At 42.4% G+C, this 21,790-nt stretch carries 23 protein-coding genes, 5 tRNA genes and 1 rRNA gene; 2 read left to right on the top strand and 27 right to left on the bottom strand.

The genetic code is table 11. The features are described from left to right. From AU377_RS11410 to acpS, 21 genes are all read right to left on the bottom strand, one after another. Positions 1-76 (bottom strand): 16S ribosomal RNA (locus AU377_RS11410); the annotation flags it as partial. Between the two features lie 207 nt (positions 77-283). Then, a tRNA-Gly gene (locus AU377_RS11405) sits at positions 284-357 on the bottom strand. Between the two features lie 18 nt (positions 358-375). Further along, a tRNA-Arg gene (locus AU377_RS11400) sits at positions 376-452 on the bottom strand. Positions 453-470: 18 nt separating this feature from the next. Then, positions 471-557 (bottom strand) — tRNA-Leu (locus AU377_RS11395). Positions 558-624: 67 nt separating this feature from the next. After that, positions 625-700 (bottom strand) — tRNA-Lys (locus tag AU377_RS11390). Between the two features lie 11 nt (positions 701-711). After that, a tRNA-Glu gene (locus tag AU377_RS11385) sits at positions 712-783 on the bottom strand. A gap of 171 nt (positions 784-954) precedes the next feature. After that, positions 955-1,416 carry a SprT family protein gene (locus tag AU377_RS11380; protein WP_067407879.1) on the bottom strand — a complete coding sequence of 154 codons (462 nt, stop codon included), beginning with the start codon at positions 1,414-1,416 and terminating at the stop codon, positions 955-957. Positions 1,417-1,419: 3 nt separating this feature from the next. After that, entirely contained in the window at positions 1,420-3,582 is a 2,163-nt protein-coding gene (locus AU377_RS11375; protein WP_156450437.1) for a Tex family protein, read from the bottom strand. A gap of 53 nt (positions 3,583-3,635) precedes the next feature. Then, positions 3,636-4,232 (bottom strand): PP2C family serine/threonine-protein phosphatase, encoded by a 597-nt coding sequence (locus AU377_RS11370; protein WP_067407877.1) that lies wholly within the window; start codon positions 4,230-4,232, stop codon positions 3,636-3,638. Continuing rightward, complete coding sequence (gene sigB / locus AU377_RS11365; RefSeq protein ID WP_067407876.1) at positions 4,232-5,038, bottom strand: RNA polymerase sigma factor SigB; 807 nt, start codon at positions 5,036-5,038, stop codon at positions 4,232-4,234. The genes AU377_RS11370 and sigB overlap by 1 nt, the downstream gene beginning before the upstream one ends. Further along, complete coding sequence (rsbW, locus tag AU377_RS11360) at positions 4,992-5,465, bottom strand: anti-sigma B factor RsbW (protein ID WP_067407875.1); 474 nt, start codon at positions 5,463-5,465, stop codon at positions 4,992-4,994. Before rsbW ends, sigB begins: the two co-directional genes overlap by 47 nt. Then, positions 5,452-5,796 (bottom strand): STAS domain-containing protein, encoded by a 345-nt coding sequence (locus AU377_RS11355; RefSeq protein ID WP_067407874.1) that lies wholly within the window; start codon positions 5,794-5,796, stop codon positions 5,452-5,454. The genes rsbW and AU377_RS11355 overlap by 14 nt, the downstream gene beginning before the upstream one ends. Before the next feature lie 91 nt (positions 5,797-5,887). After that, positions 5,888-6,889, bottom strand: a complete 1,002-nt coding sequence (locus tag AU377_RS11350; RefSeq protein ID WP_082732022.1) for a PP2C family protein-serine/threonine phosphatase — start codon at positions 6,887-6,889, stop codon at positions 5,888-5,890. A 14-nt stretch (positions 6,890-6,903) separates the two neighbouring features. After that, positions 6,904-7,305, bottom strand: coding sequence for an anti-sigma regulatory factor (locus AU377_RS11345; protein ID WP_067407872.1), 402 nt, complete (start codon positions 7,303-7,305; stop codon positions 6,904-6,906). A 2-nt stretch (positions 7,306-7,307) separates the two neighbouring features. Further along, positions 7,308-7,670, bottom strand: a complete 363-nt coding sequence (locus tag AU377_RS11340) for an STAS domain-containing protein (RefSeq protein ID WP_067407871.1) — start codon at positions 7,668-7,670, stop codon at positions 7,308-7,310. Then, entirely contained in the window at positions 7,667-8,497 is an 831-nt protein-coding gene (locus AU377_RS11335) for an STAS domain-containing protein (RefSeq protein WP_067407870.1), read from the bottom strand. Before AU377_RS11335 ends, AU377_RS11340 begins: the two co-directional genes overlap by 4 nt. Before the next feature lie 201 nt (positions 8,498-8,698). After that, positions 8,699-9,049: a type II toxin-antitoxin system PemK/MazF family toxin gene (locus AU377_RS11330; protein WP_067407869.1), complete on the bottom strand. Its 351-nt coding sequence runs from the start codon at positions 9,047-9,049 to the stop codon at positions 8,699-8,701. Between the two features lie 4 nt (positions 9,050-9,053). Then, complete coding sequence (locus tag AU377_RS11325; RefSeq protein WP_172794054.1) at positions 9,054-9,338, bottom strand: transcriptional regulator; 285 nt, start codon at positions 9,336-9,338, stop codon at positions 9,054-9,056. A gap of 157 nt (positions 9,339-9,495) precedes the next feature. Next, positions 9,496-10,617, bottom strand: a complete 1,122-nt coding sequence (gene alr, locus AU377_RS11320; RefSeq protein WP_067407867.1) for an alanine racemase — start codon at positions 10,615-10,617, stop codon at positions 9,496-9,498. Between the two features lie 87 nt (positions 10,618-10,704). Further along, positions 10,705-11,736, bottom strand: a complete 1,032-nt coding sequence (locus AU377_RS11315) for an outer-membrane lipoprotein carrier protein LolA (RefSeq protein WP_067407866.1) — start codon at positions 11,734-11,736, stop codon at positions 10,705-10,707. 86 nt (positions 11,737-11,822) lie between these two features. Continuing rightward, positions 11,823-12,176: a holo-ACP synthase gene (acpS, locus tag AU377_RS11310; protein ID WP_067407865.1), complete on the bottom strand. Its 354-nt coding sequence runs from the start codon at positions 12,174-12,176 to the stop codon at positions 11,823-11,825. Positions 12,177-12,253: 77 nt separating this feature from the next. Here acpS and AU377_RS11305 point away from each other — a divergent pair, with 77 nt between their 5' ends. Then, entirely contained in the window at positions 12,254-12,865 is a 612-nt protein-coding gene (locus AU377_RS11305) for a rhomboid family intramembrane serine protease (RefSeq protein WP_067407864.1), read from the top strand. 43 nt (positions 12,866-12,908) lie between these two features. Here the strand turns inward: AU377_RS11305 and AU377_RS11300 are convergent, their stop codons facing one another. The 5 genes from AU377_RS11300 to AU377_RS11280 all read right to left on the bottom strand — a co-directional run bounded on the left by AU377_RS11300 (position 12,909) and on the right by AU377_RS11280 (position 19,596). Next, positions 12,909-14,426, bottom strand: a complete 1,518-nt coding sequence (locus AU377_RS11300; RefSeq protein WP_067407863.1) for a PH domain-containing protein — start codon at positions 14,424-14,426, stop codon at positions 12,909-12,911. Continuing rightward, entirely contained in the window at positions 14,416-14,895 is a 480-nt protein-coding gene (locus AU377_RS11295) for a PH domain-containing protein (protein ID WP_067407862.1), read from the bottom strand. The genes AU377_RS11300 and AU377_RS11295 overlap by 11 nt, the downstream gene beginning before the upstream one ends. A gap of 121 nt (positions 14,896-15,016) precedes the next feature. Next, complete coding sequence (locus AU377_RS11290) at positions 15,017-16,510, bottom strand: DEAD/DEAH box helicase (protein ID WP_067407861.1); 1,494 nt, start codon at positions 16,508-16,510, stop codon at positions 15,017-15,019. A 620-nt stretch (positions 16,511-17,130) separates the two neighbouring features. Further along, a complete protein-coding gene (murF, locus tag AU377_RS11285; RefSeq protein ID WP_067407860.1) occupies positions 17,131-18,513 on the bottom strand; it encodes a UDP-N-acetylmuramoyl-tripeptide--D-alanyl-D-alanine ligase in 1,383 nt (460 codons plus the stop codon). A 12-nt stretch (positions 18,514-18,525) separates the two neighbouring features. Beyond that, on the bottom strand, positions 18,526-19,596 hold the full coding sequence (locus AU377_RS11280; RefSeq protein WP_067407859.1) for a D-alanine--D-alanine ligase: 1,071 nt from the start codon (positions 19,594-19,596) through the stop codon (positions 18,526-18,528). A 420-nt stretch (positions 19,597-20,016) separates the two neighbouring features. Here AU377_RS11280 and AU377_RS11275 point away from each other — a divergent pair, with 420 nt between their 5' ends. Then, on the top strand, positions 20,017-21,216 hold the full coding sequence (locus AU377_RS11275) for an FtsW/RodA/SpoVE family cell cycle protein (RefSeq protein WP_067407858.1): 1,200 nt from the start codon (positions 20,017-20,019) through the stop codon (positions 21,214-21,216). A 110-nt stretch (positions 21,217-21,326) separates the two neighbouring features. On the opposite strand, the gene AU377_RS15645 is transcribed toward AU377_RS11275, so the two are convergent. Continuing rightward, positions 21,327-21,467, bottom strand: coding sequence for an Lmo0850 family protein (locus tag AU377_RS15645; RefSeq protein ID WP_172794053.1), 141 nt, complete (start codon positions 21,465-21,467; stop codon positions 21,327-21,329). Positions 21,468-21,790 lie beyond the last annotated feature (323 nt).

Raw genomic sequence — 21,790 nt, 5'->3', positions numbered from 1 at the left:
CATCTGTCCGCTCGACTTGCATGTATTAGGCACGCCGCCAGCGTTCGTCCTGAGCCAGGATCAAACTCTCCATAATAGAAGAAATTGATTTGCTCAATTCTTGCTGACTTTGAATCCGAAGATTCTTGTTTTGTTTACTTCACCGACGGAGTCGGATCTGTAAACGTATTTGTTAACGTTTTGCTGTTCAGTTTTCAAGGTTCATATTTCAATCGCTTCAAAAGCGACTTTCATATCATAACACCGTCATAACCGGATGTCAATATGTTTTAAAAGTAATTTTTGGAGCGGGTGAAGGGAATCGAACCCTCATCATCAGCTTGGAAGGCTGAGGTTTTACCACTAAACTACACCCGCGTAATATAAATTATATAATGGCGCGCCCGACAGGAGTCGAACCCATAACCTTCTGATCCGTAGTCAGACGCTCTATCCAATTGAGCTACGGGCGCTCCATAGAAGTTATGTTTTGGTGCGGTAAAGAGGACTTGAACCTCCACGGGGTTAACCCCCACTAGGCCCTCAACCTAGCGCGTCTGCCATTCCGCCACTACCGCATCTTTTTCAGCGACAAGAACTATTATACATGATTCATATCGTTCGTCAACACTTTTTGAAAAAAAGTGGTGAGCCATACAGGATTCGAACCTGTGACCCTCTGATTAAAAGTCAGATGCTCTACCGACTGAGCTAATGGCTCGTTTTAAAAAGTGACCCCTACGGGATTCGAACCCGTGTTACCGCCGTGAAAGGGCGGTGTCTTAACCGCTTGACCAAGGGGCCGTCACAATCATGTTGTCGTTTAAGGCGACGCTGTCATCAGCGCGTTTCCCTGTCGACTTTTACTATTATAGACGGGACTTTCGTTTTCGTCAACACTTTTTCTACAAAAACTTTCGGGAATCGACAAAACCCCATCAGACCGCCATTTTCACCAGTCTGACGGGCCTATCTTTAAACTTCAGCATTCACTTTTATAATACTACCCATACATTTACCACATCTATACTTTTTCGTATCCATTCTTCTTCTCCTTCTATAAAGTAGCTTGCATGATCGGCATTGATAGATATGAAGTGCAGTCGCTCGTCGCCTTTCGGCGGCGAGCGGTTTACAATATCTTGGGGATGCTGTTTCTTTTAATAGTTTTTTAAAATCCTGATCTCCGTGCTGATATCCTTTTCCTTCTATATGAAGGTGATAGTGGCATAGCTCATGTTTAATAACACCGCGCAACTCTTCTTGTCCGTGTAATTCAAGGACACGCGGATTAATTTCTATAGAATGATCGGATAATAAATACCGCCCGCCAGTCGTACGAAGTCTTTCATTGAATCGTGCTGTATGATGAAACGCTTTTCCAAAAACACCTATAGAAATCTCTTCTATTAACTGTTGCAGCTGATTGTTATCCATAATTTATTTCTTTACCAAAGGAATCATTGTCAGTGAAATGCGCCCTTTTTCACGATCCACTCCATCTATCCATACCGTTACGATATCACCTGACGAAACAACATCAAGCGGATGTTTGACGAAGCCTTTCTTCAATTTAGAAATATGGACAAGCCCATCTTCTGATACACCTATATCAACAAAAACGCCGAAGTCTACGACGTTTCGAACGGTCCCTTGCATCTCTAGTCCTTCGTGTAAATCATCCATTTCTAACACATCGGCTTTTAAGAGTGGCTGCGGATAGGCATCACGCGGATCTCGGTTTGGCTTTTGCAGTGTTTCAATAATATCTTTCAATGTGACTGCCCCCACGTCTAAAGATTGCGCCAACTGCTGCACATTCAAATGTGTAAGTGCCTCTGCCCCTTCTTTCGTTCCAAGCGATTGTTTATTGACTCCCGCTTCTTGCAGAACACGTTCTGCAATTTCATAACTCTCCGGATGAATGCCTGTCGCATCAAAAGGATCTTTGCCACCCGGCACCCGAAGGAACCCAATTGCCTGTTCATACGTTTTCGCACCAAGCCGCGGGACTTTCTTTAGCTCCGTACGTTTTACATACAAACCATTTTCTTCTCGATTTTTCACGATGTTTTCGGCTACCGTTTTTGACAGCCCAGCTACATATTGTAGTAAGGATGAAGATGCTGTGTTCACATCGACTCCGACACGGTTTACTGCTGTTTCTACAACGAAAGCCAATGATTCAGTCAATCGTTTTTTAGATACATCATGTTGGTACTGGCCGACACCAACTGCGCTTGGATCGATTTTGACAAGTTCTGATAATGGATCTTGCAGTCTGCGCGCAATGGAAACTGCACTTCGTTGCTCGACCTGCAAATCCGGAAACTCTTCGCGAGCGGTTGGCGATGCTGAATAAACACTGGCCCCTGCTTCATTGACAATGACATAAGAAATCCCATCAGGTACTTCCTTTAGACATTCCGCTATGAACAATTCTGTTTCCCGTGAAGCTGTTCCGTTTCCAATCGCGATTAAAGAGATCGGGTATTTCTGCAACAATTCCAATATCGTTTTCTTTGAAGCTTCTTTTTGTGGTTTTGGCGGGTGTGGATAAACAACTGAGATGTCCATAAGCTTTCCGGTTTCATCGACCACAGCTAATTTGCAGCCTGTACGAAATGCCGGGTCAACGCCAAGTACAACTTTGCCTTTTAGCGGCGGCTGAAGCAGTAGACTTTTCAAGTTTTCAGAGAACACATGGATCGCTTGCTCCTCTGCCTTCTCCGTCAAAGCATTTCGTATTTCTCTTTCAATAGAAGGGGCGATTAATCGTTTGAATGCATCTTCGATCGCTTCTTTCGCCTGCATTGCTGAAGGAGAGGATGTTTTGTGTATTTGTCCACGCTCGAGTTCACCAATAATTTGTTCAACAGGAAAAATGATCGACACACGGAGTACTTCTTCTTTTTCTCCTCGATTTAGTGCCAAAACACGGTGCGGAACAATTTTCTTTAATGGCTCTTCATATTCATAGTAATTACCGTACACTTTTCTTTCATCTTCCGCATTTTTTCTGACGGCTGATACAATCGTCCCTCTTGACCAAGCTAATTTGCGAATATGATCACGAATTGCGGCATCGTCCGCCAGTCGTTCAGCAATGATATCGCGCGCACCTGCCAATGCCTCTTCAACTGTATTTACATTTTTTTCTTCATCAATGAAAGATTGCGCGAGTTCTTCGACGGGTGTTTTCGTAAATGCTAATAAAGCATTTGCCAACGGCTCAAGACCACTTTCGATTGCTACCATGGCCCGGGTCCGTCTTTTTTGTTTAAACGGTCTATATAAATCTTCAACACGTTGAAGAACTGTTGCACTTTCAATCGCTTTTCGCAGCGCATCATCCAACTTTCCCTGTTCATCGATTAGACGGATCACTTCTTCTTTTCGTTGTTCTAGTCCTTTGACATATTGATAGTCATCTTCAATTTGTTTGATTTGAACCTCATCTAAAGAACCTGTTTCTTCTTTTCGATAACGAGCGATAAACGGGACCGTATTTCCCCCATCAAGCAAAGCTATAACTTTTTCCGTTTGACGTTCACTTACATTGGCTCGTTTAGCCGTCATTTCAATAATTTTCTTCGTCAAAATGGTCACCCCTTTTTCCTTAGACATATTTTAGCATGAAAAAAACCTACTTCCCATTATTGAAGTAGGCTACCTACGATAAACGTTGAATCATCATCTTGCTTTGCGGAGCGCCTAACATTTTCAAACAACTCATACGTACTTGCAGTTTGCATGAAGGCGGCTTTCGGACTTTTTAAGGCGACGCCGTCCGAATGGAGGACAAAACGGCTGCCTTCCGAGTAGTTAAATGTCTGTTTTTTTAAATTTTGCTTTCTTCCGCTTAAGTAACCCATGACCGGTAGCGGATAAACCATCGTGCCTTGTTGTTGCATCATATAAAATCGGACATTTCCGACACAGCTGTATTCGACCTTTTTTTCCTGATAATACATTTTAACGATCGCAACTGCTGCCCCTCGCTTCCCGCTCATTTGCTCGTTGCAGCGTAGCAGAAGTTCATCTACCGTTTCATGATGGTGCCGTTCGAGCATTTTGGGAATGACTTCCGCAGAAAGGCGCGCGATAGGTCCGTTTCCTAGTCCATCAGCGATTGCGCAAATAAAATAATCATCCGCGGCATGAAGATAGTACATATCCCCCGATATTTGGTTTCCTTTTTTAGCTTCTTGGTGGACATACACTTCGACAAAATCATTTGTTAAGGCGTCCACTACGTTGCACCGCCTGCGGCTAAAATTGCCTCTTGAAGTTTTTTTATGGCTTTACGTTGCAATCTAGAAACGTGCATTTGGGAAATACCAAGCAAATCCCCAGTCTCTTTCTGGCTCAATTGATCAATATATGTATACTGGATAATTTGTTTTTCCCGCTCCGATAAAATAGTTAACGCATCTGTCACCAATAGCCGCTGATCCGTTTTTTCAAAACCTTCATCGGATACACCAATAATATCGAACAAAGTGACTTCACCGCCTTCTGAATCGGCTTCGAGCGTATGATCCATCGACAAAGCTTGGTAGCTTCTCCCAATTTCCATTGCTTCCAAAACGGATTCCTCGTCAACTTCTAAGTAATCTGCAATTTCTTGTACTAACGGGGATCTTTGGTTTTCAACTGTCAAAGTTTCCACTGCTGACTTAATTTTCGGTCCTAGCTCTTTAATTCGACGAGGCACATGCACTGCCCACGTTTTGTCTCGTAAAAAGCGTTTAATCTCACCTATAATTGTCGGTACAGCATAAGCCTCAAAACTTCGTCCAAATTCAGAATCGTAGCGACGTATCGCCCCAAGCAGTCCAAGCATTCCGACTTGCGCAAGGTCTTCGTGATAAGGTTTTCCGTTGGAGTATTTTCTGGCGATAGAATGCACAAGTCGCTCATAATGTAAAACAAGATTCGTCAAAGCTTCATCGTCATTTGTTTCCTGATACTGCTGAATCCATTGCATCACTTGCTCTTTTGTACCTAATTCACGAGGATACGGTTCGTTCTTCAACTGTATCGCCCCGCTCTCCATCGAGATATTTGGTCATAAATACCGTAACGCCCTCCCCCCTATGGATTTTCACATCATCCATAAGCGTTTCCATTAAGTACAGTCCAAGACCACCCTCTCGAAGAAACTGAACTTCCTCTTTATCGTTATATGGACCCACACTTTTTTTTGTTTCTTCATAATTAAAACTTTTCCCGTGATCCGCAACCATAATTTCCAGTTTATCATCAAACAATGCACATCCGACGACAACTTCTCCATCTTCATTTTCATTATAGGCGTGTTGAATTGCATTCGTCATCGCTTCGCTTGTCGCTATTTTCAAATCCTCAATTTCGTCGTATGTAAATCCAACACGGGTTGAAAGTCCAGTGATTGTAAGTCGAGCAACACCGACATATTGCGCCTTAGCTGGCACTCTTATTTCTACATAATCATACGGTTGCATCTTTGTCTTCACCTTCTTCTGTCACAATATCCATAATGCTGCCGAGCCCAGTAATGTTAAAAAGCCTTTGAAGTCTTGCATTTAACCCTGTAATTTTGACGTGCCCGCCAGTTGCATGCACAGCCTTGTAAAAGCCGACAAATACACCTAGTCCAGTACTATCCATATATGCAACTTCAGACAAGTCAAGTTCCGCTTGCATACCAACTGCTTTTTCCACCGCCGCAAGATGCTCTTTTAGCTTCGGTGCTGTATATACATCAATCTCACCTATAATTTTAAAATGCTGAACACTATTCTCTTCTTCCACTAATTGAACTTGTAAATTCATAGTAACACCCCAAATTTTCTCTTTTTTTACATCCCATTTTACATAAAAACCAGATTAGTCATTTGGTTACCCGTTTCACTAAAAATTAAACCTAATCTCTTTTTAATACGACAATTGTAAAATCATCATGGAGACGATAATTTTGGATACTAGCAAGTTCTTCATATATTTTTTCGGCAATTGTTTGGGCACATTCTCCTTTAGCCTTTTCAAGAAGATCCTGAATATACGCCTCATCGATAAAATCTGTTTCCGTTCGAGCTTCTGTTACTCCGTCCGTCATAATGACTAAAAAATCACCTTTTTCCAATTGGACAGTTCGTTCTTCATACTTAAAATCTGGAAGTACACCTAATAGAAGCCCTTTTGCTCCTAGTTCTTTAAATATATTTTCGGAGGATTTATACAAAAGAGCCGGCTCGTGACCAGCCGACGAATAAGAGAAGGAGAAGTCCTGCATATTGTATTTTCCGTAAAACATGGAAATGAACATTGAATCATCTACACTTTTTTCAACGATCCGGTTAACGGCTGCAAGCGCATTTTGCGGACTTGTGTTATCGTTCTGCAAACTGTCCAAACCAAATTTAACCATTGTCATGCATAGAGCAGCAGGGATCCCTTTCCCCATGACATCAGCAACTGCTACCCCTATCTTGTCATTACCATCACAGAGAAAGTAGACATAATCCCCGCTCATTTGTTTGGCCGACTCTGTAACTAAGCCAATATCAAGTCCTTCAACTGACGGTACTTCTGTTTTCAATAGTGTGTCTTGGACTTTCAACGCCACATTCATTTCCATTTGAAGTTCTTCTTGTTTTCGAATGAGACTTTGGTGCTCACGCAGTGCAAGTCCATAATGAATCATCATTTCGATCAAAAAATCAAATGAATGATTAAGTGAATCAGGCATGTCTGGCACCGATTCCATTAATGCGGTTTTATGGATACTAATGACGTCTTCAGGAGGAATATTCTTTTCAATGAATTTTCGAATAAATTGTTGACCAAAATATAAATCTTTTTCATTCTGACGATCTATATACTGGCGTAATAATTCTTTATATTTTTTACCAACTTCCTGAGGCATCATTCAACACCCCCTTATCGGAGCCATTTTATTGCAGTCACTAGCGTTCCCACGCCTAGCTCTGTTTCTATTTTAAATTCATCCATTAACCTTTTAACACCTGGTATTCCCGCACCAAGGCCGCCTGAAGTCGAAAACCCATCTTCCATGACTCGGCGGACATCGGGGATTCCAGGTCCACTGTCGGTCGCGATGATTCGAATGCCAATTAAGCCATCTTCGATGACATTCGTAATTTCAATTTTCCCTTCCTCTGCATACAAATAAATATTGCGGGCTAACTCACTAATAGCAGTCGTAATTCGGGCCTGATCGACCGTTCCGAAGCCAGATTTCTTCGCTTCGTTCCGGCCAAGCTGCCGAGCTGCCACAATATCCCATTCCGTATAGATATCTACAGATGACCGGTGTTCCATGATCAGACCTCCAATTCTTTACGAAGTTTGTCTAACCCATTTTCTAAGTCAAGCGCTGTCAATACATTTCCTAGGCGAATACCAAGCTCAATAAGTGTAATTGCGACGGCGGGCTGTATGCCGGTAATGACAACTTTAGCGCCCATTAACCCGGTCATGCTGATAACATCTCCCAATACTTTCGCAATGAAGGAGTCGATGAGGTCGATCGATGTTAAGTCGATCACAACACCTCTTGTAGCGGTCTCGTGCATTTTCGCCAGCAAATCCTCTTGAAATTGCAAAGCCGTCTGATCGTCCAGTTCCCATTGAATCGAAACAATTAACGTGTCGCCGAGTTTCAAAATTGGGATTCTAGCATTCATTCTTTATCAACCTCCACGATCTTGCGGTTCGTCAGCATTAAGGCTTCTTGCATGCCACGTTGCAATGTGCTGGTGGTCGTAAACTCGTGTAAATGAATACCTAATGTTACAATCGTTTGGGCAATTTCCGGACGAATACCTACAAGCATACATTTCGCACCGATCAGCCGAACTGCGTCCGCGGCCTGTATAATATGATGTGCAACCATTGTATCGACCACTGGAACACCTGTTATATCTAGAAGCACGACTTCCGCCTGCTGCTTCACAACACCTTCCAGTAAATTCTCCATAATGAGCTTTGCTCGCTCCGTGTCAATCGTCCCAACAAGCGGCATGACAGATATTTTATCGAAAACAGGGATCAAAGAAGCCGAAAGTTCCTGAAGGGCAATTTTCTGCAAATCGATCGTTCGTTCATACTCCGTAGAATAGGCCTCTATAATACTTTCACGCAAAGGGGGGATCCAGTTTGTATAAATATCTAGATAAGCGCGAAGATTGTCGTTCGTAATAATTTCTTTAGCTTCAAGGATCTGGAAGACAATATCCGAAAAATTATCAATTGCTTTGTTGACAAATTTAATCGACCAACCGAAGCGAACGACTCTTTCGGTAAATTCATTAAGCTTTTCGCGATTGACGACATCGCTTTCTGCAATATTCGAGGTCATGAGTTCTGCAAACACTCTACTCGTTTTATCAACCAGATCAGAAGGCATGAATTGAAAAAAACGTTCATCCTGTTCCTCTCTCATGCTCAATTGCCAGCGTCCAATAATTTCATCCACATTTTGGTTAATACCTTTAACCATTTGCTTATTCATAGCTGTAAAAGACCTCCTTCGATATTGGAAAAGTCACTGTGCATTTATTGTATCGAAAATAACAGTCTAATACACGCTTTTTTGTCATAATAATTCGAAATATGGCCTTTAACTAATGAATTGAACAGTTTTAAAAATGACAAAATGCATACAAAAAAGCACCACGAAATGGATTCATGGCGCCTTTATTATATGTATGCTTTAAAATTTGATAAGACCGAAGCTTACTTCTAATGCTTCGTCTACTTTTTCCATTAATGCTTCGTCTAGGTGTGTAATCTTATCTGTAAGCCGTGACTTGTCGATCGTGCGGACTTGTTCGAGCAGGATCACTGAGTCCCGCTCGAAACCATATCGTGCCGCATCAATTTCAACATGTGTTGGCAGTTTTGCTTTTTGAATTTGTGCGGTTATTGCCGCTACAATCACTGTCGGGCTAAATCGATTACCGATATCGTTCTGTATAACAAGTACCGGTCTCGTGCCTCCCTGTTCGGAACCTATAACTGGCGACAGATCTGCAAAAAATACGTCCCCACGTTTGATTGCCAAATTTTCATCCTCCGCTTACGAGACGTTCCACCGTATGCTGGGCTTCATATTCCACATGTAAGCATTCCGAAGCAATTTTCAGATTAATTTGCGACATTTCAATATAACCTTTCATCATCGCTTCCCGTATTGTATGCGATTCGTAGTCGGTTACATATCTTTTTGTCGAAATATAAACGAAATCACCGCGCTCCCGCTCCTGATGGACGACCGTATGTTCATTTTCATTCAGCATCCGTTTCGGAATTTTTACGATTACTTCTTTTATGTTTTTATTCATGCGCAACATTAGCACCTCCGACAAGCCCGTTCCCTATTGATTAATACAAGTCCATCTTACCATTGAACTGTTGCAATGAGAAGACATAGTAGGTATTTTACTGACAGGAAACTACATTTTAGCTTGTTTTTTGTCGAAAGTACGAATGTTGGTTGTACTGTCTCTCTTAGTCCTCATAAATTCTTGGCACCCGCTTCGAAATAGAAACGGTAATTTCATATGGAATCGTACCGAGTCGGTCTGCCCATTCTTCCATTGTAATTTCTTCATCACCTTGGCGTCCGATCAGTACAACTCTTTCACCGACCGGCATCTCATGCGGAAGCTTAACCATGCATTGATCCATCGCAATCGTCCCTACGATCGGTACCCTTTTTCCACCGATTAACACTTCCTGACCACGAAGACCACGGCTTAGCCCATCTGCATATCCGATAGGTATCGTTCCGATCCACTCATCTTCGGACGTTTTGTATGTGCCGCCATAGCTAATCGGTTCACCAGCAGGCAATAATTTGACAAATGCCAATTCACTTTCTAGCGTCATCGATCTTTCAAGTGGAAATGGCAGCTTTTCTTCTACATACCGTGAAGGCGCTATCCCATATAAGCTTATGCCAAAGCGTACCGCGTCCAGTGAAATATGTGGGTAAAGAAGTGTTGCCGCGCTATTCGCTGCATGGACAAGCCGAGGTTTTTCGGGTAAAGACTGTACGATTTCCATGAATTTCTTAAATTGTTCCTCTGTCCAGTTGGCGTCCTCTTCATCTGCACGTGCAAAATGTGTAAAAATCCCGTCCAATACAATGTCTTTAGAATGATTGATCACTTCAATCAGTGCATGAAGCGAAACAGTTTCACGTAATCCAATTCTACCCATTCCGCTATCAATTTTTACATGAATTTTTAATGGTTTTCCAAATGAATCATTGTTTTGAATCGCGGACGTCACCCATTCGGCCCCTGATACCGTAACGATGATATCTAACTCCGCTGCTGTTGGCGCAAAGTTTGTTGGGGATGGCCCCATAACGAGAATATCCCCAACAATTCCTGCCTCCCGCAATTCGATTGCCTCATCGGGTGTTGCGACCGACACCATATGTGCACCCGCTTGAAACGCCGCTCGTGCAACTTCTACAGCACCGTTTCCATATCCATCTGCTTTCACGACTGCGATGATGAATTTTTCATTTCCTAAATAGCTTTTCAAATTTCTTACGTTATTGCGAATCGCTTCCAATTGAATAATTGCTTTAGATGGGCGAAAGTAACTAAAGTTTTTCATAAGATGATCTCTCCAAATGTGATGATGTATCTCTATTATTATTCTCTCGCCCATTGTTAGTCAACCAAAGTATTCACAATTGAGTTATTATTTCATTTCACCAGGAGCCATCGATGAGGCAACTTCAATCAGCTCCTCTTTAGATAACGTATCGGACGCAACGAAGAACGATATGCCGTCACTTTCCCAGCGAATCGATTTTTCTGTTAATGCCGCTACCGTGAAACCTAAATCTACTGGATCCCCTTCAATCGATACTTGCACCATCGTGTCAGGTCGGGTTGCTGGTTCCTGTACAATGATGAAATCTTTTTCACCGCCGTATGTCATAAAGGATCGAACGCCATTTTCAAGTGCGACATCTTCTTCCTCCACCATTGTTACGCCTTCCCAATCTAATGATGGATAATAAGTTTTAAGACTCGTTTTCTCCTCGTCTACGGCTGTACCATCATCCTTGTCGTTTTCCTGGGCTTTGTCATCCGGCGCTGTATTTGTTCCTTCTCTTTCCACTGCGTAATCTCCTGCTTTTCTTGCTGTTCCAAGTGTAACTTTCTTAAAGGTAATTCGGATTTTCTCTTCATTTGTTTCATCTAAAATGGAGACATGTTTAGGTAACAACGTCTTTTTATCAATATGAATTTGTTGCGTCGGAAGTACTTTTTTATGATTGTTTCTTGTCGCTGTTTCGAAAATATACGTTTTGTCTTTTTCCGTCATTGTCGCACTCTTATCCGCTTTAATATCATCAGATAATGCGCCAATGAAGTATGCTTGGCTGTTTTGCGCAGGCCAATCGCTTTGGAATTTATACGTTTTGCCAAGTGATGGTGTCACAACAAATACGCCTTCTTCGTTGCGAACGATCATCTGTGCATCTTTGCTACCTTTCTGCGTGACATGTACGCGATAGAAATCGGGCTTTGTATGCCAGACAGTTACGTCATACAAACGCGGCTCATCTCCTGTCTTAATTTCCATCGTCGCCTGTAAATCATATCCTTTCGCATTCCATTTTCCGCTCAACTTCTTCATGACGTCTTCTTTCGATGGTGTGCCACATGCCGCAAGGAGTACCATCACTGCAACCAACAAAAATGCAACTATTCGGCTACGCATTCAGTTCATCCTTTCTCATTTCAATCAGGTAGGTCATCTTATGAGCGTGGACGGACATTTATGCGCAAGTCCATGTTCTTGATTTTTTAAGTGAGCAGGATGACTTGTGCCGCGGCAAGCGTAGTTGTATGGGTAATGGAAAGAAATCCACCAACTTTTTTTCCTTCAAAAAAAAGAGTCGGCTTTCCAGAAGCCTCCGGCAAGATTTCAATATCCTCAAATCTACAGTCTTTCCCGATCCCAGTTCCCATAGCTTTCGCAAAAGCTTCTTTTGCAGCAAAGCGCCCTGCTAAAAATTCAATTTGGCGGCGACGTTGAAATTGTTCATATAATGCAAGTTCCTTTTCTGTTAATATACGCAATCTTAACTTGGGTGATCTGCTATCCAAGCTCTCAATGCGGTCAAGTTCAATTACATCTAGTCCAATACCCGCGATCAAAGCGATTCCTCCTTCTTCCTAACTGGCGATTCGACACCAAAATATGTATAATAAAATGCATAGATTGAGGTGAAATAATGTTTATACGTACAGAAAGCTTTTCCCAATATATCCGCCATTACCCCATCGTTACCTTATTGCTTGCGCTGAATTTACTCATTTTCATTGCAACATCATTGCCATTTTTCGGGCATCAACTTTTCACGGCAGGTATGGGGATTAATTCTTTCATTTCAGCGGGCGAATGGTGGAGACTCGTTACACCGATGTTTTTGCATGCAGGGTTTATGCATTTACTGTTTAATATGTTTTCTTTATTTATATTCGGTCCTGAACTTGAAAAAATTGCGGGTAAAGCCCGCTTCATTACCATCTATTTACTAGCAGGTGTTTTCGGTAACGTTGCTTCGTTTTTCTTAAAAGATGCTACGTACGCTTACGTTGGGGCAAGCGGTGCTATTTTCGGTGTTTTCGGCGCTTTCTTAGCACTGATCTATTATACGAAAGGTAATATTCCGCAGCTGCGCCAAATTATATTACCGATCGTCGTTTTGAGTGTTGTCATGACATTTCTTCAATCGAATATAAACGTCACCGCCCACATTGCAGGTCTGATTGTCGGCTTCATCATCGGTCTTAGTTATTTCCACCCCAAACATATCGTCAGCTGGAGACAGCGAAAAAGATAGGATAGCAGAAACTCGCTCTGCTATCCTTTTTATTTTACTTAATTTAAGCTTCACTCGTCTCTTGGATGAATTGCGCCTGTTCATTTTTCACGTTTGGCTCATACCAAACTAATATCGCTTCTGCATCTTTTTGATCCATATGATGGACTTGGGGATTGTAAAAAGCGGCGCCCGATTTAACCGTCGCACCGATCGTAGCGACTTTTTTGCGCTTATGAAAATAGTTTTGTTTCATTTCCATCGACTGAATTCGTTTTTTCAACAAGTATGCCGTTTGTAAGCTGAAGTTTCGAAAGCGAAGCGTCAACTGATTGCCTGATACTTGAAATGCCGCTGATCGATGTTGCCACAATCCGAAAAGTACAATGACTGGTACGATCAAAACAGAATACATCCCGTATGGAAAAAAGAAATATGTTAACAAACCAATAATTGGCACCATCCAAAGAAAATCGATTCGATAGTAAAAATGTCTGCTGCGTCTTGGCAACTTCTTCGTAGGTTCACTGACGTTTAAATCCGGGAAAATACGCGTCAACAGCTGTTGAACTTTATCTTTTTTCACAAGCGGAAATAAATTAATTTTCGCCATTTCCGCGCCGGAGCCGCCCGCACTATCAATCACAACAGTCGCATAGCCAAAAAGCTGTTTAACAGGATTTTGAATAACCCTTACACTTTGTACACGATTTAATGGGACCGTCACTCGCTTTTTCTCGAGCAGCCCCCGGGTAATCACAATATCCGTTTCATCCAGCAATACCGTAAATTGATAATAGGATAAAAATGCGATACCGACGGACACTAGCCAAACGATGAACAAACCGATCAACACAATGATTGAAATAATAAGCAGACCGAATTTAATAATGGCGAAGAATTCATTGTACATCCATTCAAAGGGGATGAGTTCCGCAAATTGGGAAAGAAAGATCGCCACTCCCGAAAAAATAAATCCAATTCGTCCAGACATCGTCGCAAGGATCAACAGTTCTTTCGTTGACATCTTAAAAATAGCACTTGTTTTCGGACCCTCTTCGATCGTTTCTTCAATGAATCCCTCTTCGGTCCCCATGCCTTTTTTTCTTCTTTTCGCTTCCGCCAAGGCTTCTTCAACCTGTCTGGCGGCATCCCTTGTAATCGCTGTCAGTTCAGCTTCAGCTTTTCCAGACGCTCCTCCAGCAGTCTCTACTTTCACTTTTACTAACTTTAGTGGACGGTGTAAAATGCCCTCCGTGTAATCTAAGCTTTGAATCCGTTCAAACGGAATGTAACGTTTCTTTTTCACAAAAAGGCCAGATTCAATGCGAAGTTCATCATCTTCAAACCAATATTCAAACCGCTTCCATTTAATAATTCCTGTAACGAGCAACGAAATGATTAAGACAGTAAAAATGAGAAATGACAAATAATCTACATACCATAGCCCTGTCCCTGGATTTTTGTTTAATCCATTTGCAAAAATCAAAACGACAAGCGGCAGGATAGCTTCTTTCACTGTTTTCAACGATTCGATTAGTGCAGTAATCCAATGAAGTTTATAACGTGTATTAGACATCATCTTCCGCCACCCTCGCTAAAATCGAAATTCGATTACGCAGTTCGTCTGCTTCTGCTGTCATAAGCGCTGGAATCGTATGGTTCGTTGCCGCAGTTGAAATGGAAATTTCAGCTAAATGATATTTTCTTAAAATCGGGCCTTGCGATGTGTCAACGTGCTGAACGCGCACCATTGGAATCAACGTTCGTTTAACGATAAAAATCCCGTGCTGCAATTCAATTTCTGATTCACGCACTTCATACCGCCAACGCATCCAGCGAACTTTTGGGAATAAAACGATAAAGAAATAGGCATACAGTATGACGATCACCGCGGCGATCCCATAAATCCACCAAGGTCCCTCAAATATGTATGTAACGACACCGGCACCAACCGCGAGTAATAAAACAATCACTGTTTGAATGGCTCCGTACAATCTCCAAACGGTTAGCCCTTTTTTTGATATCCGATTAATCGGTTGCGCTCTCATTCCTAACCACCCCTTTCACTCTTCCTTAGCATATACGGATCACAGAAGGGAAATGTTTCACTTCATTTCAATATAAAAAAACGGGAAACGTATGATACGTTTCCCGGTGATTCATGCCAAATTAGCGGTTTGAATTATTGGAGCGTGAACGGCCGCCTTCTCTTTTTCCGCCATCACGGCCTCGGCGTGATCCGCCGCTTCCGTAACCGCGTCCGCCGCCGCCGAAAGAGCGACCGCCGCTGCGGTTTCCTTTATAGCCCCCACGATCGCGATTTCCTGATTGACTGCGTCTCATCGGCAATGGACGCTCCTCCGTAATGGATACAGGTGTATCGTCCGGCTCGCGCGTCAATGATTTAATAGCTGCTGCAACGAGATCATTTGCATCAAACTTCTCAAGCAATTCAGCTGCCAGTCTTGAATAATCGCTTAGTTCGTTCGTTTCAACGATTTCCATCAACTGTTCAACTGCCAATTTCTGTTGTCCCACCAATGCCTCATCTGAGCTTGGCGGACGAAGTGGTGACATGCGTTTTTTCGTCGTCTCTTCAACAATTCGCAAATAACCCATTTCGCGTGGTGTTACAAATGTTACAGCGATCCCGCTTTTTCCAGCACGGCCCGTCCGACCAATTCGGTGAACATAACTTTCCGGATCTTGCGGAATATCGAAGTTGTAAACATGCGTGACACCAGAAATATCGAGCCCACGAGCAGCAACATCCGTTGCCACAAGCACATCGATTTTATTTTCTTTAAACTGTCTTAAAACGGACATCCGCTTCGCTTGCGTTAAATCACCGTGAATCCCTTCCGCTAAATAGCCACGAATGCTTAATGCATGCGAAAGTTCATCCACACGACGCTTTGTACGGCCGAAAACGATTGCTAGTTCTGGTTGGTGTACATTCAACAGACGAGATAAGATATCAAATTTCTCACGTTCATGTGCTTTAACGAAATATTGATCAATATTTTCAACTGTCATTTCTTTAGACTTGATCTTAACAACTTCAGGGTTCTGCATGAATGTTTCTGCAATTTTACGAATTGGTCCCGGCATCGTCGCAGAGAATAAAAGTGTTTGGCGCTCAGCCGGCACACTTTCCAAAATAGTGTTAATATCTTCGATGAAGCCCATGTTCAGCATTTCATCTGCTTCGTCAAGGACAAGCGTTTGAACGCCGTCAAGCTTCAATGTACGACGGTTAATATGGTCAAGGATACGTCCCGGTGTTCCGACAACGATTTGTGGATTGTTGCGCAATGCCCGAATTTGCCGTCCAATTTCTTGTCCACCGTAGACGGAAAGGATACGTGCACGTTTGCCGTAGCCAATCTTATAAATTTCTTCGGAAACTTGGATCGCTAGTTCGCGTGTTGGAGCAATAACTAGCGCTTGAACTGCAGGATTGCTCGTATCAATTTTCTCGATGATCGGAATTCCAAATGCTGCAGTTTTCCCTGTTCCAGTTTGAGCCTGCCCAATAATGTCGCGGCCTTCCATTCCAAATGTAATGGTTCCTTCTTGGATCGGTGTCGCTTCTTCAAAGCCCATTCGCTTTAAAGCATTTTGGGTCAACTCACTAATATTCAAATCTGAAAAATTTGTCAAATTTCTCAATCTCCTTTATCTTCTTCATTTGACAATTGGTTACATTCGCAAATGAAAGCGCGGCAAATCAGGCTTATAACTTAAAGGATTATTCAAAAGAACTGGATAGTAATCGTCATGCGCAACTATGACGACTATCTCGCTACTGCAACTTTTGAATAATTTCTTTAAAGGGAACGTTTCCGATATTTTACAAGCACTCTGGTTAGGGGTGGAAGTGTCTATTCACTTCCGATCAGAGGTTATGGTTGAAAAGGAAAGCCCGGTCTTTTGCCGAGCGGTTTGGATCAATCCAAACCGATTAATTCATTAATTAAAAAAAAGTACTCTTCACCAAGGGAAGAGTTCCTGTAAATGTATCCAATGCTCGCTACATTCTACCACGAGTTTACCGTGATCGCAATCAATCCGCCTTAAAAATTTATAAAGTTTTTTTCTCATCTGTTAAAAACAAGAAAACTCCCTTAAACCAATTGTCATAATCTCCGCTATAACAAGTATGATGCTTCTCTTCCTCGGAAATAATCAGCTTTTTTAAAATATAAACCAAACTGCAAAAGTCGACCACGATGACGCGGTCGACTTCTCTTTTTTAAGTTTTTTAAAGGCAAGCTCCGCTTTCATCGGCCTGCGCCTTTGCTTTGAAATCCTTCCAGCACATGTTCTAGCGCCATGCCGCGTGAGCCTTTTAGTAAGACGATCGTGTCGGCTGTCGATTTTTGTTGGAGCGCCTCGATCAATGGCTCATACTCTTTTTCAGACCAGACAAGCTCTGCTTTTATTTCACGCTTTCGTAATGCATCATAGAGCCATTTCATACGTGGACCATAAAGAAGAATGCCTTCTAATTGTAAATTGTCAATCGGTTCGGCAAGCACTTCATGATAATGCTGTTCATCATCACCTAGCTCCAGCATATCCCCTAAAACAATCCATTTTTTATCCCGTAACTGCGTATCTCGTATGAATTCCAATGCCGCACGCATAGATGTCGGCGCTGCGTTATAAGCATCGTGGATGAAAAGCATTCCATTCGCAGCGAAGATCGGCTGCATCCGCATGTTTGTTAACACGGCACTTTTTAATGCAGTTTGAATACTAGATAAAGATTGTGAAAGTTCCTTTGCGATCAAGATAGCCGATAGCGCATTTTTCACTTGATGTGCACCGTAGATCGGAATGGTGAATTCTCCTTCCACGATACCTGCAACAGAAAAACGGCTTCCTTCATCGCCGGATTCAATGTTCACGAGAGAACAATCGGACGTTTTCGCATATCCAAATGAAATTGCCTCGACGTCAGATTGCGCGACTAGCTGCTGCAAAAGTGTTTCATCTCCGTCGTAGAACAGCTTACCGCCTTCTTGTAAGCCATCAATAATCTCGAATTTTGCTTTTGCGATTCCTTCACGCGAGCCTAAATCTTGCATATGCGCTTCGCCAATATTTGTAATAACGACATAATGCGGTCTGGCTAACTTAGACAAAAATGAAATTTCGCCAAATCCGCTCATCCCCATTTCAAGAACAGCGACTTCAGTATCTTCCTCTAAGGATAACAAGGTTAAAGGGAGTCCAAGCTCATTATTAAAATTCCCTTCTGTTTTGCGAACGTTAAATGAAGGGCTAAGTGTACTGGCAACTAAATCCTTTGTCGATGTTTTCCCATTTGAACCCGTAATTCCAATGACTGTACATGTTAACTGGTCGCGATAGGTGCGCGCCATCTCCTGAAGTGCCCTTTCGGAATCGTCCACAAAGACAAGCGGCACATTTGCCGGCGGATTCGGTTCATCTTTTAGCCAAAGCGCAGCTGCAGCGCCTTGTTCAATCGCCTTTTCCACATATTGGTGACCGTTCACATGTTCCCCGCGAAACGGGACGAATAAGTCTCCCTTTTTTACTGTTCTGGAATCGATGGATACACCGGAAACACTGACGCCATCCAGGCACTGTCCGTCTGTTGTCAACCAGCCGGCAATTTCTGTTAAAGTCCTTTTCAATTCAGATCACACTCAGTTTCTTGTATATTGTAGTTGCTGCTTCTCGGCATGTCGTTCAAGCGCAAGTTCAATTAATTCATCGATTAATTGTGGGTACGCAACGCCCGATTTTTGCCAAAGTAACGGGAACATACTTGTCGGCGTAAAGCCTGGCATTGTATTCACCTCATTGATAAGTACTTCATCATCCGCAGTGACAAAAAAGTCTGCCCGAATGAGTCCCGCACAGTCCAACACTTTAAATGCCTGCTTCGCCATACCTTCTAAAGCTTCTGCGACTTGCGGAGAAACGACAGCGGGAATCACTAGCTCCGTGTTGCCATCTTTGTACTTTGCTTCGTAATCATAAAAAGCAGCAACAGGTTTAATTTCCCCCGGAACGGATACTTCTGGTTCGTCGTTTCCTTTGACGCTCACTTCTATTTCACGTGCTGTAACGCCCTGCTCCACAATAATTTTACGATCAAATTTCAAAGCGAATTGAACTGCATTTTCTAATTCTTCACGATTTGTTACTTTACTAATTCCAACGCTTGAGCCTAGATTTGCAGGCTTGACGAACATTGGCCAGCCTAGTTCCTGTTCCATTTGGCTAATCAATTGTTCTTTGTCATTCTTCCAACCGCTTCGAAGAAAGTGGACGTAAGGCACTTGCTTAAGTCTAGCTTGTGCAAATAGTTGTTTCATAACCACTTTATCCATTCCAGCAGATGATGCCAGTACACCATTTCCAACGTACGGAATGTTCATCACTTCAAAAAATCCTTGAACTGTACCATCTTCTCCGTTCGTTCCATGAAGAAGTGGAAAAATGACGTCTGGTGCACTCGTACCGCCGTTTAAAAAGTCATGAATGCTGTCCGGCTTTGCCACGCCATTCTTTTCCATACGGAGTTCTTCTATCGACGACACGGGACCTTCAAGTGCCGCGCCTCGTCTCCATTCGCCTTCATACGTAATATACACCGGAATGATTTCGTATTTCTTAAAGTCAACCGCTTGGATCACGGCCTTGGCAGTTGCCAAAGAAACTTCATGCTCCGCGGATTTTCCTCCGTACACTAATCCTAATTTCTTCATAATTTCCCCTCACAGTCCATTAATTTTTGATAGTTCATTTTACCATGAAGGAGATGCCTTCATGAACAAATAACCGAAGTTCGTCTATTCGAATACTTTTAACCATACGACGCTCGCACTATTAAAAGAGAGAACGAGAAATTTCAATGCATCTTTGTAAAAATAGCATATGTTATGTCTACCGGAATTTCCTCTATCGCTTTCATCTACATTGCAAACCATTTCTGCGCTGCAAGACAATTCCTTTCCTACAAAAATTACAAGACCTTAATTTCCCCATAAGTCTAGCATGCTCCACTTTTAAGAGGCAACTTCATATCGCCTCAATACGTCAGGAAAGCATGCATACATGACTGCGATGCGTTATACTAGATGGATGGCCTATTCAATTTATTAATCTTTAGGGTAAAGGTGAACAATGAAATGAAAACGGATATTAAGCTACAAGAACGTTTCGACTGGACGTTGGCGTTCATCATGCTATTATTTTGCTTGATCAGTTTATTTGCGATCGCTTCCGCGCAGACGACCGGTCAATATAAGGTATCAGGGGTTCCTATCAATTTCATACCTTCTCAAATTCAGTGGTACGTAGTAGGCTCAATTATTATTGCGATTACGATGTATCTTGAACCAGATCAATATAAAAAAGCTGCTTGGATTATTTACGGAGGCGGCGTCTTCCTTCTTGCACTTTTATATATTCTTCCTGATAGCCTAGCGTTAGTCGAAAGAAGAAATTCGGCCAAAAGTTGGTTCCATCTTCCGGGCATCGGAAGTATTCAACCCGCTGAGTTCATGAAGACATTTTTCATTATCGGCATGGCGCGTATGATTACACAGCATCATGAGAAGTTTGTTGAAAAAACGTTGAAAACGGATTTTTATTTACTTGGTAAGATGCTCCTCGTATTATTTATCCCGTTATTTTTCATCATGTTGCAGCCTGACCTTGGCACGGGACTTGTTTTCTTAGCGATTACCGCAGCACTCTTCGTTGTTGCCGGCATTACGTGGCGCATCCTCCTTCCGCTTTTTGCAGGGGCTGCTACACTTGGCGTAACACTACTATGGGCGGCACTTTATGCACAGGATTTTCTCCAAAACAAACTGGGCTTTCAACTTTATCAATTTGGGAGAATCTATTCATGGCTAGACCCTTATGCATACTCGTCCAACGAAGGACTTCATCTCATTACCGCCCTTAATGCGATCGGATCGGGAGAGTTTTTTGGTAAAGGATATAAAGGGCGAGAAGTTTACGTAGCAGAAAGCCATACAGATTTTATCTTTACAACCATTGCAGAAGATTGGGGATTTGTCGGGGCAAGTCTTGTCGTTTGTATGTACTTTTTCCTAATTTATCACTTAACGAAAATCACACTTGAGTTAAAGGATCCTTTCAGCACGTATATATGTGCCGGCATTATTGCTATGATTACATTCCATGTGATTGAAAATATCGGCATGACGATCCAACTGTTGCCGATCACAGGAATTCCACTGCCGTTTATTAGTTATGGCGGAAGTTCTCTTATGGGGAATATGCTGGCGATTGGCCTTGTGTTTAGTATGAAGTTTCACCACCGAACTTATATGTTCGGGGCGGATGATAAAGAGTAATCAATTACGCCTTGGCGTAGGTGGGGATCTTCTGCTGCATGAAGATAAAAGAAAAGCTCCGATGGATGTGATAGTCCATCGGAGCTTTTCCTCTTTTTCCCTATACGTTCTTATGGAGACTGAATATTTGGGTCTTGAATAGGCGGCGCAAGGGCTTTCAGCATTTCCAAACGGGATTTCGTCAATGTGGCTGAAACACCCAACTTCGCCAAGTTGGAGATGATTTTCTTCAAATCCACTTCGTTAGCCATCCTTTCCACCTCGACCTTTCTGTAGATTAAGACGTGTATACATGTAGAAAGTTTCTTGAAAATGCTTCAGTCTGCAGTTAATTTTATCATACCACTCCTTAAAGGTTTTAAATCATTTCAATTCTGTTACAAATTGTTCCCTGTTCGGGTTTTTTCATACATTTGCGAACGGGTGAATTGTTTGCTGAACGGCGAAGGTTGGAGACTTCGTTGCGTTTGTTGGACACTTAGACTAGTTGGTTGAAGATTAATGCTGATTTGTCGGAGACTAGACGTAATTGGTTAGACACTACTATAAATCCAGCGTCTTTGTCACAATACTT

This window comes from Sporosarcina sp. HYO08, from assembly GCF_001563475.1.
GTDB lineage: Bacteria > Bacillota > Bacilli > Bacillales_A > Planococcaceae > Sporosarcina.
The sequence above is the reverse complement of the archived record's forward strand: the minus strand, read 5'-3'. Positions and strand labels throughout refer to the sequence as shown.

Excerpts from the sequence above, each read along its gene's own strand:
- AU377_RS11380 (WP_067407879.1), bottom strand. The coding sequence starts at position 1,416 with ATGGATAACAATCAGCTGCAACAGTTAATAGAAGAGATTTCTATAGGT.
- sigB (WP_067407876.1), bottom strand. The coding sequence starts at position 5,038 with ATGGAGAGCGGGGCGATACAGTTGAAGAACGAACCGTATCCTCGTGAA.
- rsbW (WP_067407875.1), bottom strand. The coding sequence starts at position 5,465 with ATGCAACCGTATGATTATGTAGAAATAAGAGTGCCAGCTAAGGCGCAA.
- AU377_RS11355 (WP_067407874.1), bottom strand. The coding sequence starts at position 5,796 with ATGAATTTACAAGTTCAATTAGTGGAAGAAGAGAATAGTGTTCAGCAT.
- AU377_RS11350 (WP_082732022.1), bottom strand. The coding sequence starts at position 6,889 with ATGCCTCAGGAAGTTGGTAAAAAATATAAAGAATTATTACGCCAGTAT.
- AU377_RS11345 (WP_067407872.1), bottom strand. The coding sequence starts at position 7,305 with ATGGAACACCGGTCATCTGTAGATATCTATACGGAATGGGATATTGTG.
- AU377_RS11340 (WP_067407871.1), bottom strand. The coding sequence starts at position 7,670 with ATGAATGCTAGAATCCCAATTTTGAAACTCGGCGACACGTTAATTGTT.
- AU377_RS11335 (WP_067407870.1), bottom strand. The coding sequence starts at position 8,497 with ATGAATAAGCAAATGGTTAAAGGTATTAACCAAAATGTGGATGAAATT.
- AU377_RS11325 (WP_172794054.1), bottom strand. The coding sequence starts at position 9,338 with ATGTTGCGCATGAATAAAAACATAAAAGAAGTAATCGTAAAAATTCCG.
- alr (WP_067407867.1), bottom strand. The coding sequence starts at position 10,617 with ATGAAAAACTTTAGTTACTTTCGCCCATCTAAAGCAATTATTCAATTG.
- AU377_RS11315 (WP_067407866.1), bottom strand. The coding sequence starts at position 11,736 with ATGCGTAGCCGAATAGTTGCATTTTTGTTGGTTGCAGTGATGGTACTC.
- AU377_RS11305 (WP_067407864.1), top strand. The coding sequence starts at position 12,254 with ATGTTTATACGTACAGAAAGCTTTTCCCAATATATCCGCCATTACCCC.
- AU377_RS11300 (WP_067407863.1), bottom strand. The coding sequence starts at position 14,426 with ATGATGTCTAATACACGTTATAAACTTCATTGGATTACTGCACTAATC.
- AU377_RS11295 (WP_067407862.1), bottom strand. The coding sequence starts at position 14,895 with ATGAGAGCGCAACCGATTAATCGGATATCAAAAAAAGGGCTAACCGTT.
- AU377_RS11275 (WP_067407858.1), top strand. The coding sequence starts at position 20,017 with ATGAAAACGGATATTAAGCTACAAGAACGTTTCGACTGGACGTTGGCG.
- AU377_RS15645 (WP_172794053.1), bottom strand. The coding sequence starts at position 21,467 with ATGGCTAACGAAGTGGATTTGAAGAAAATCATCTCCAACTTGGCGAAG.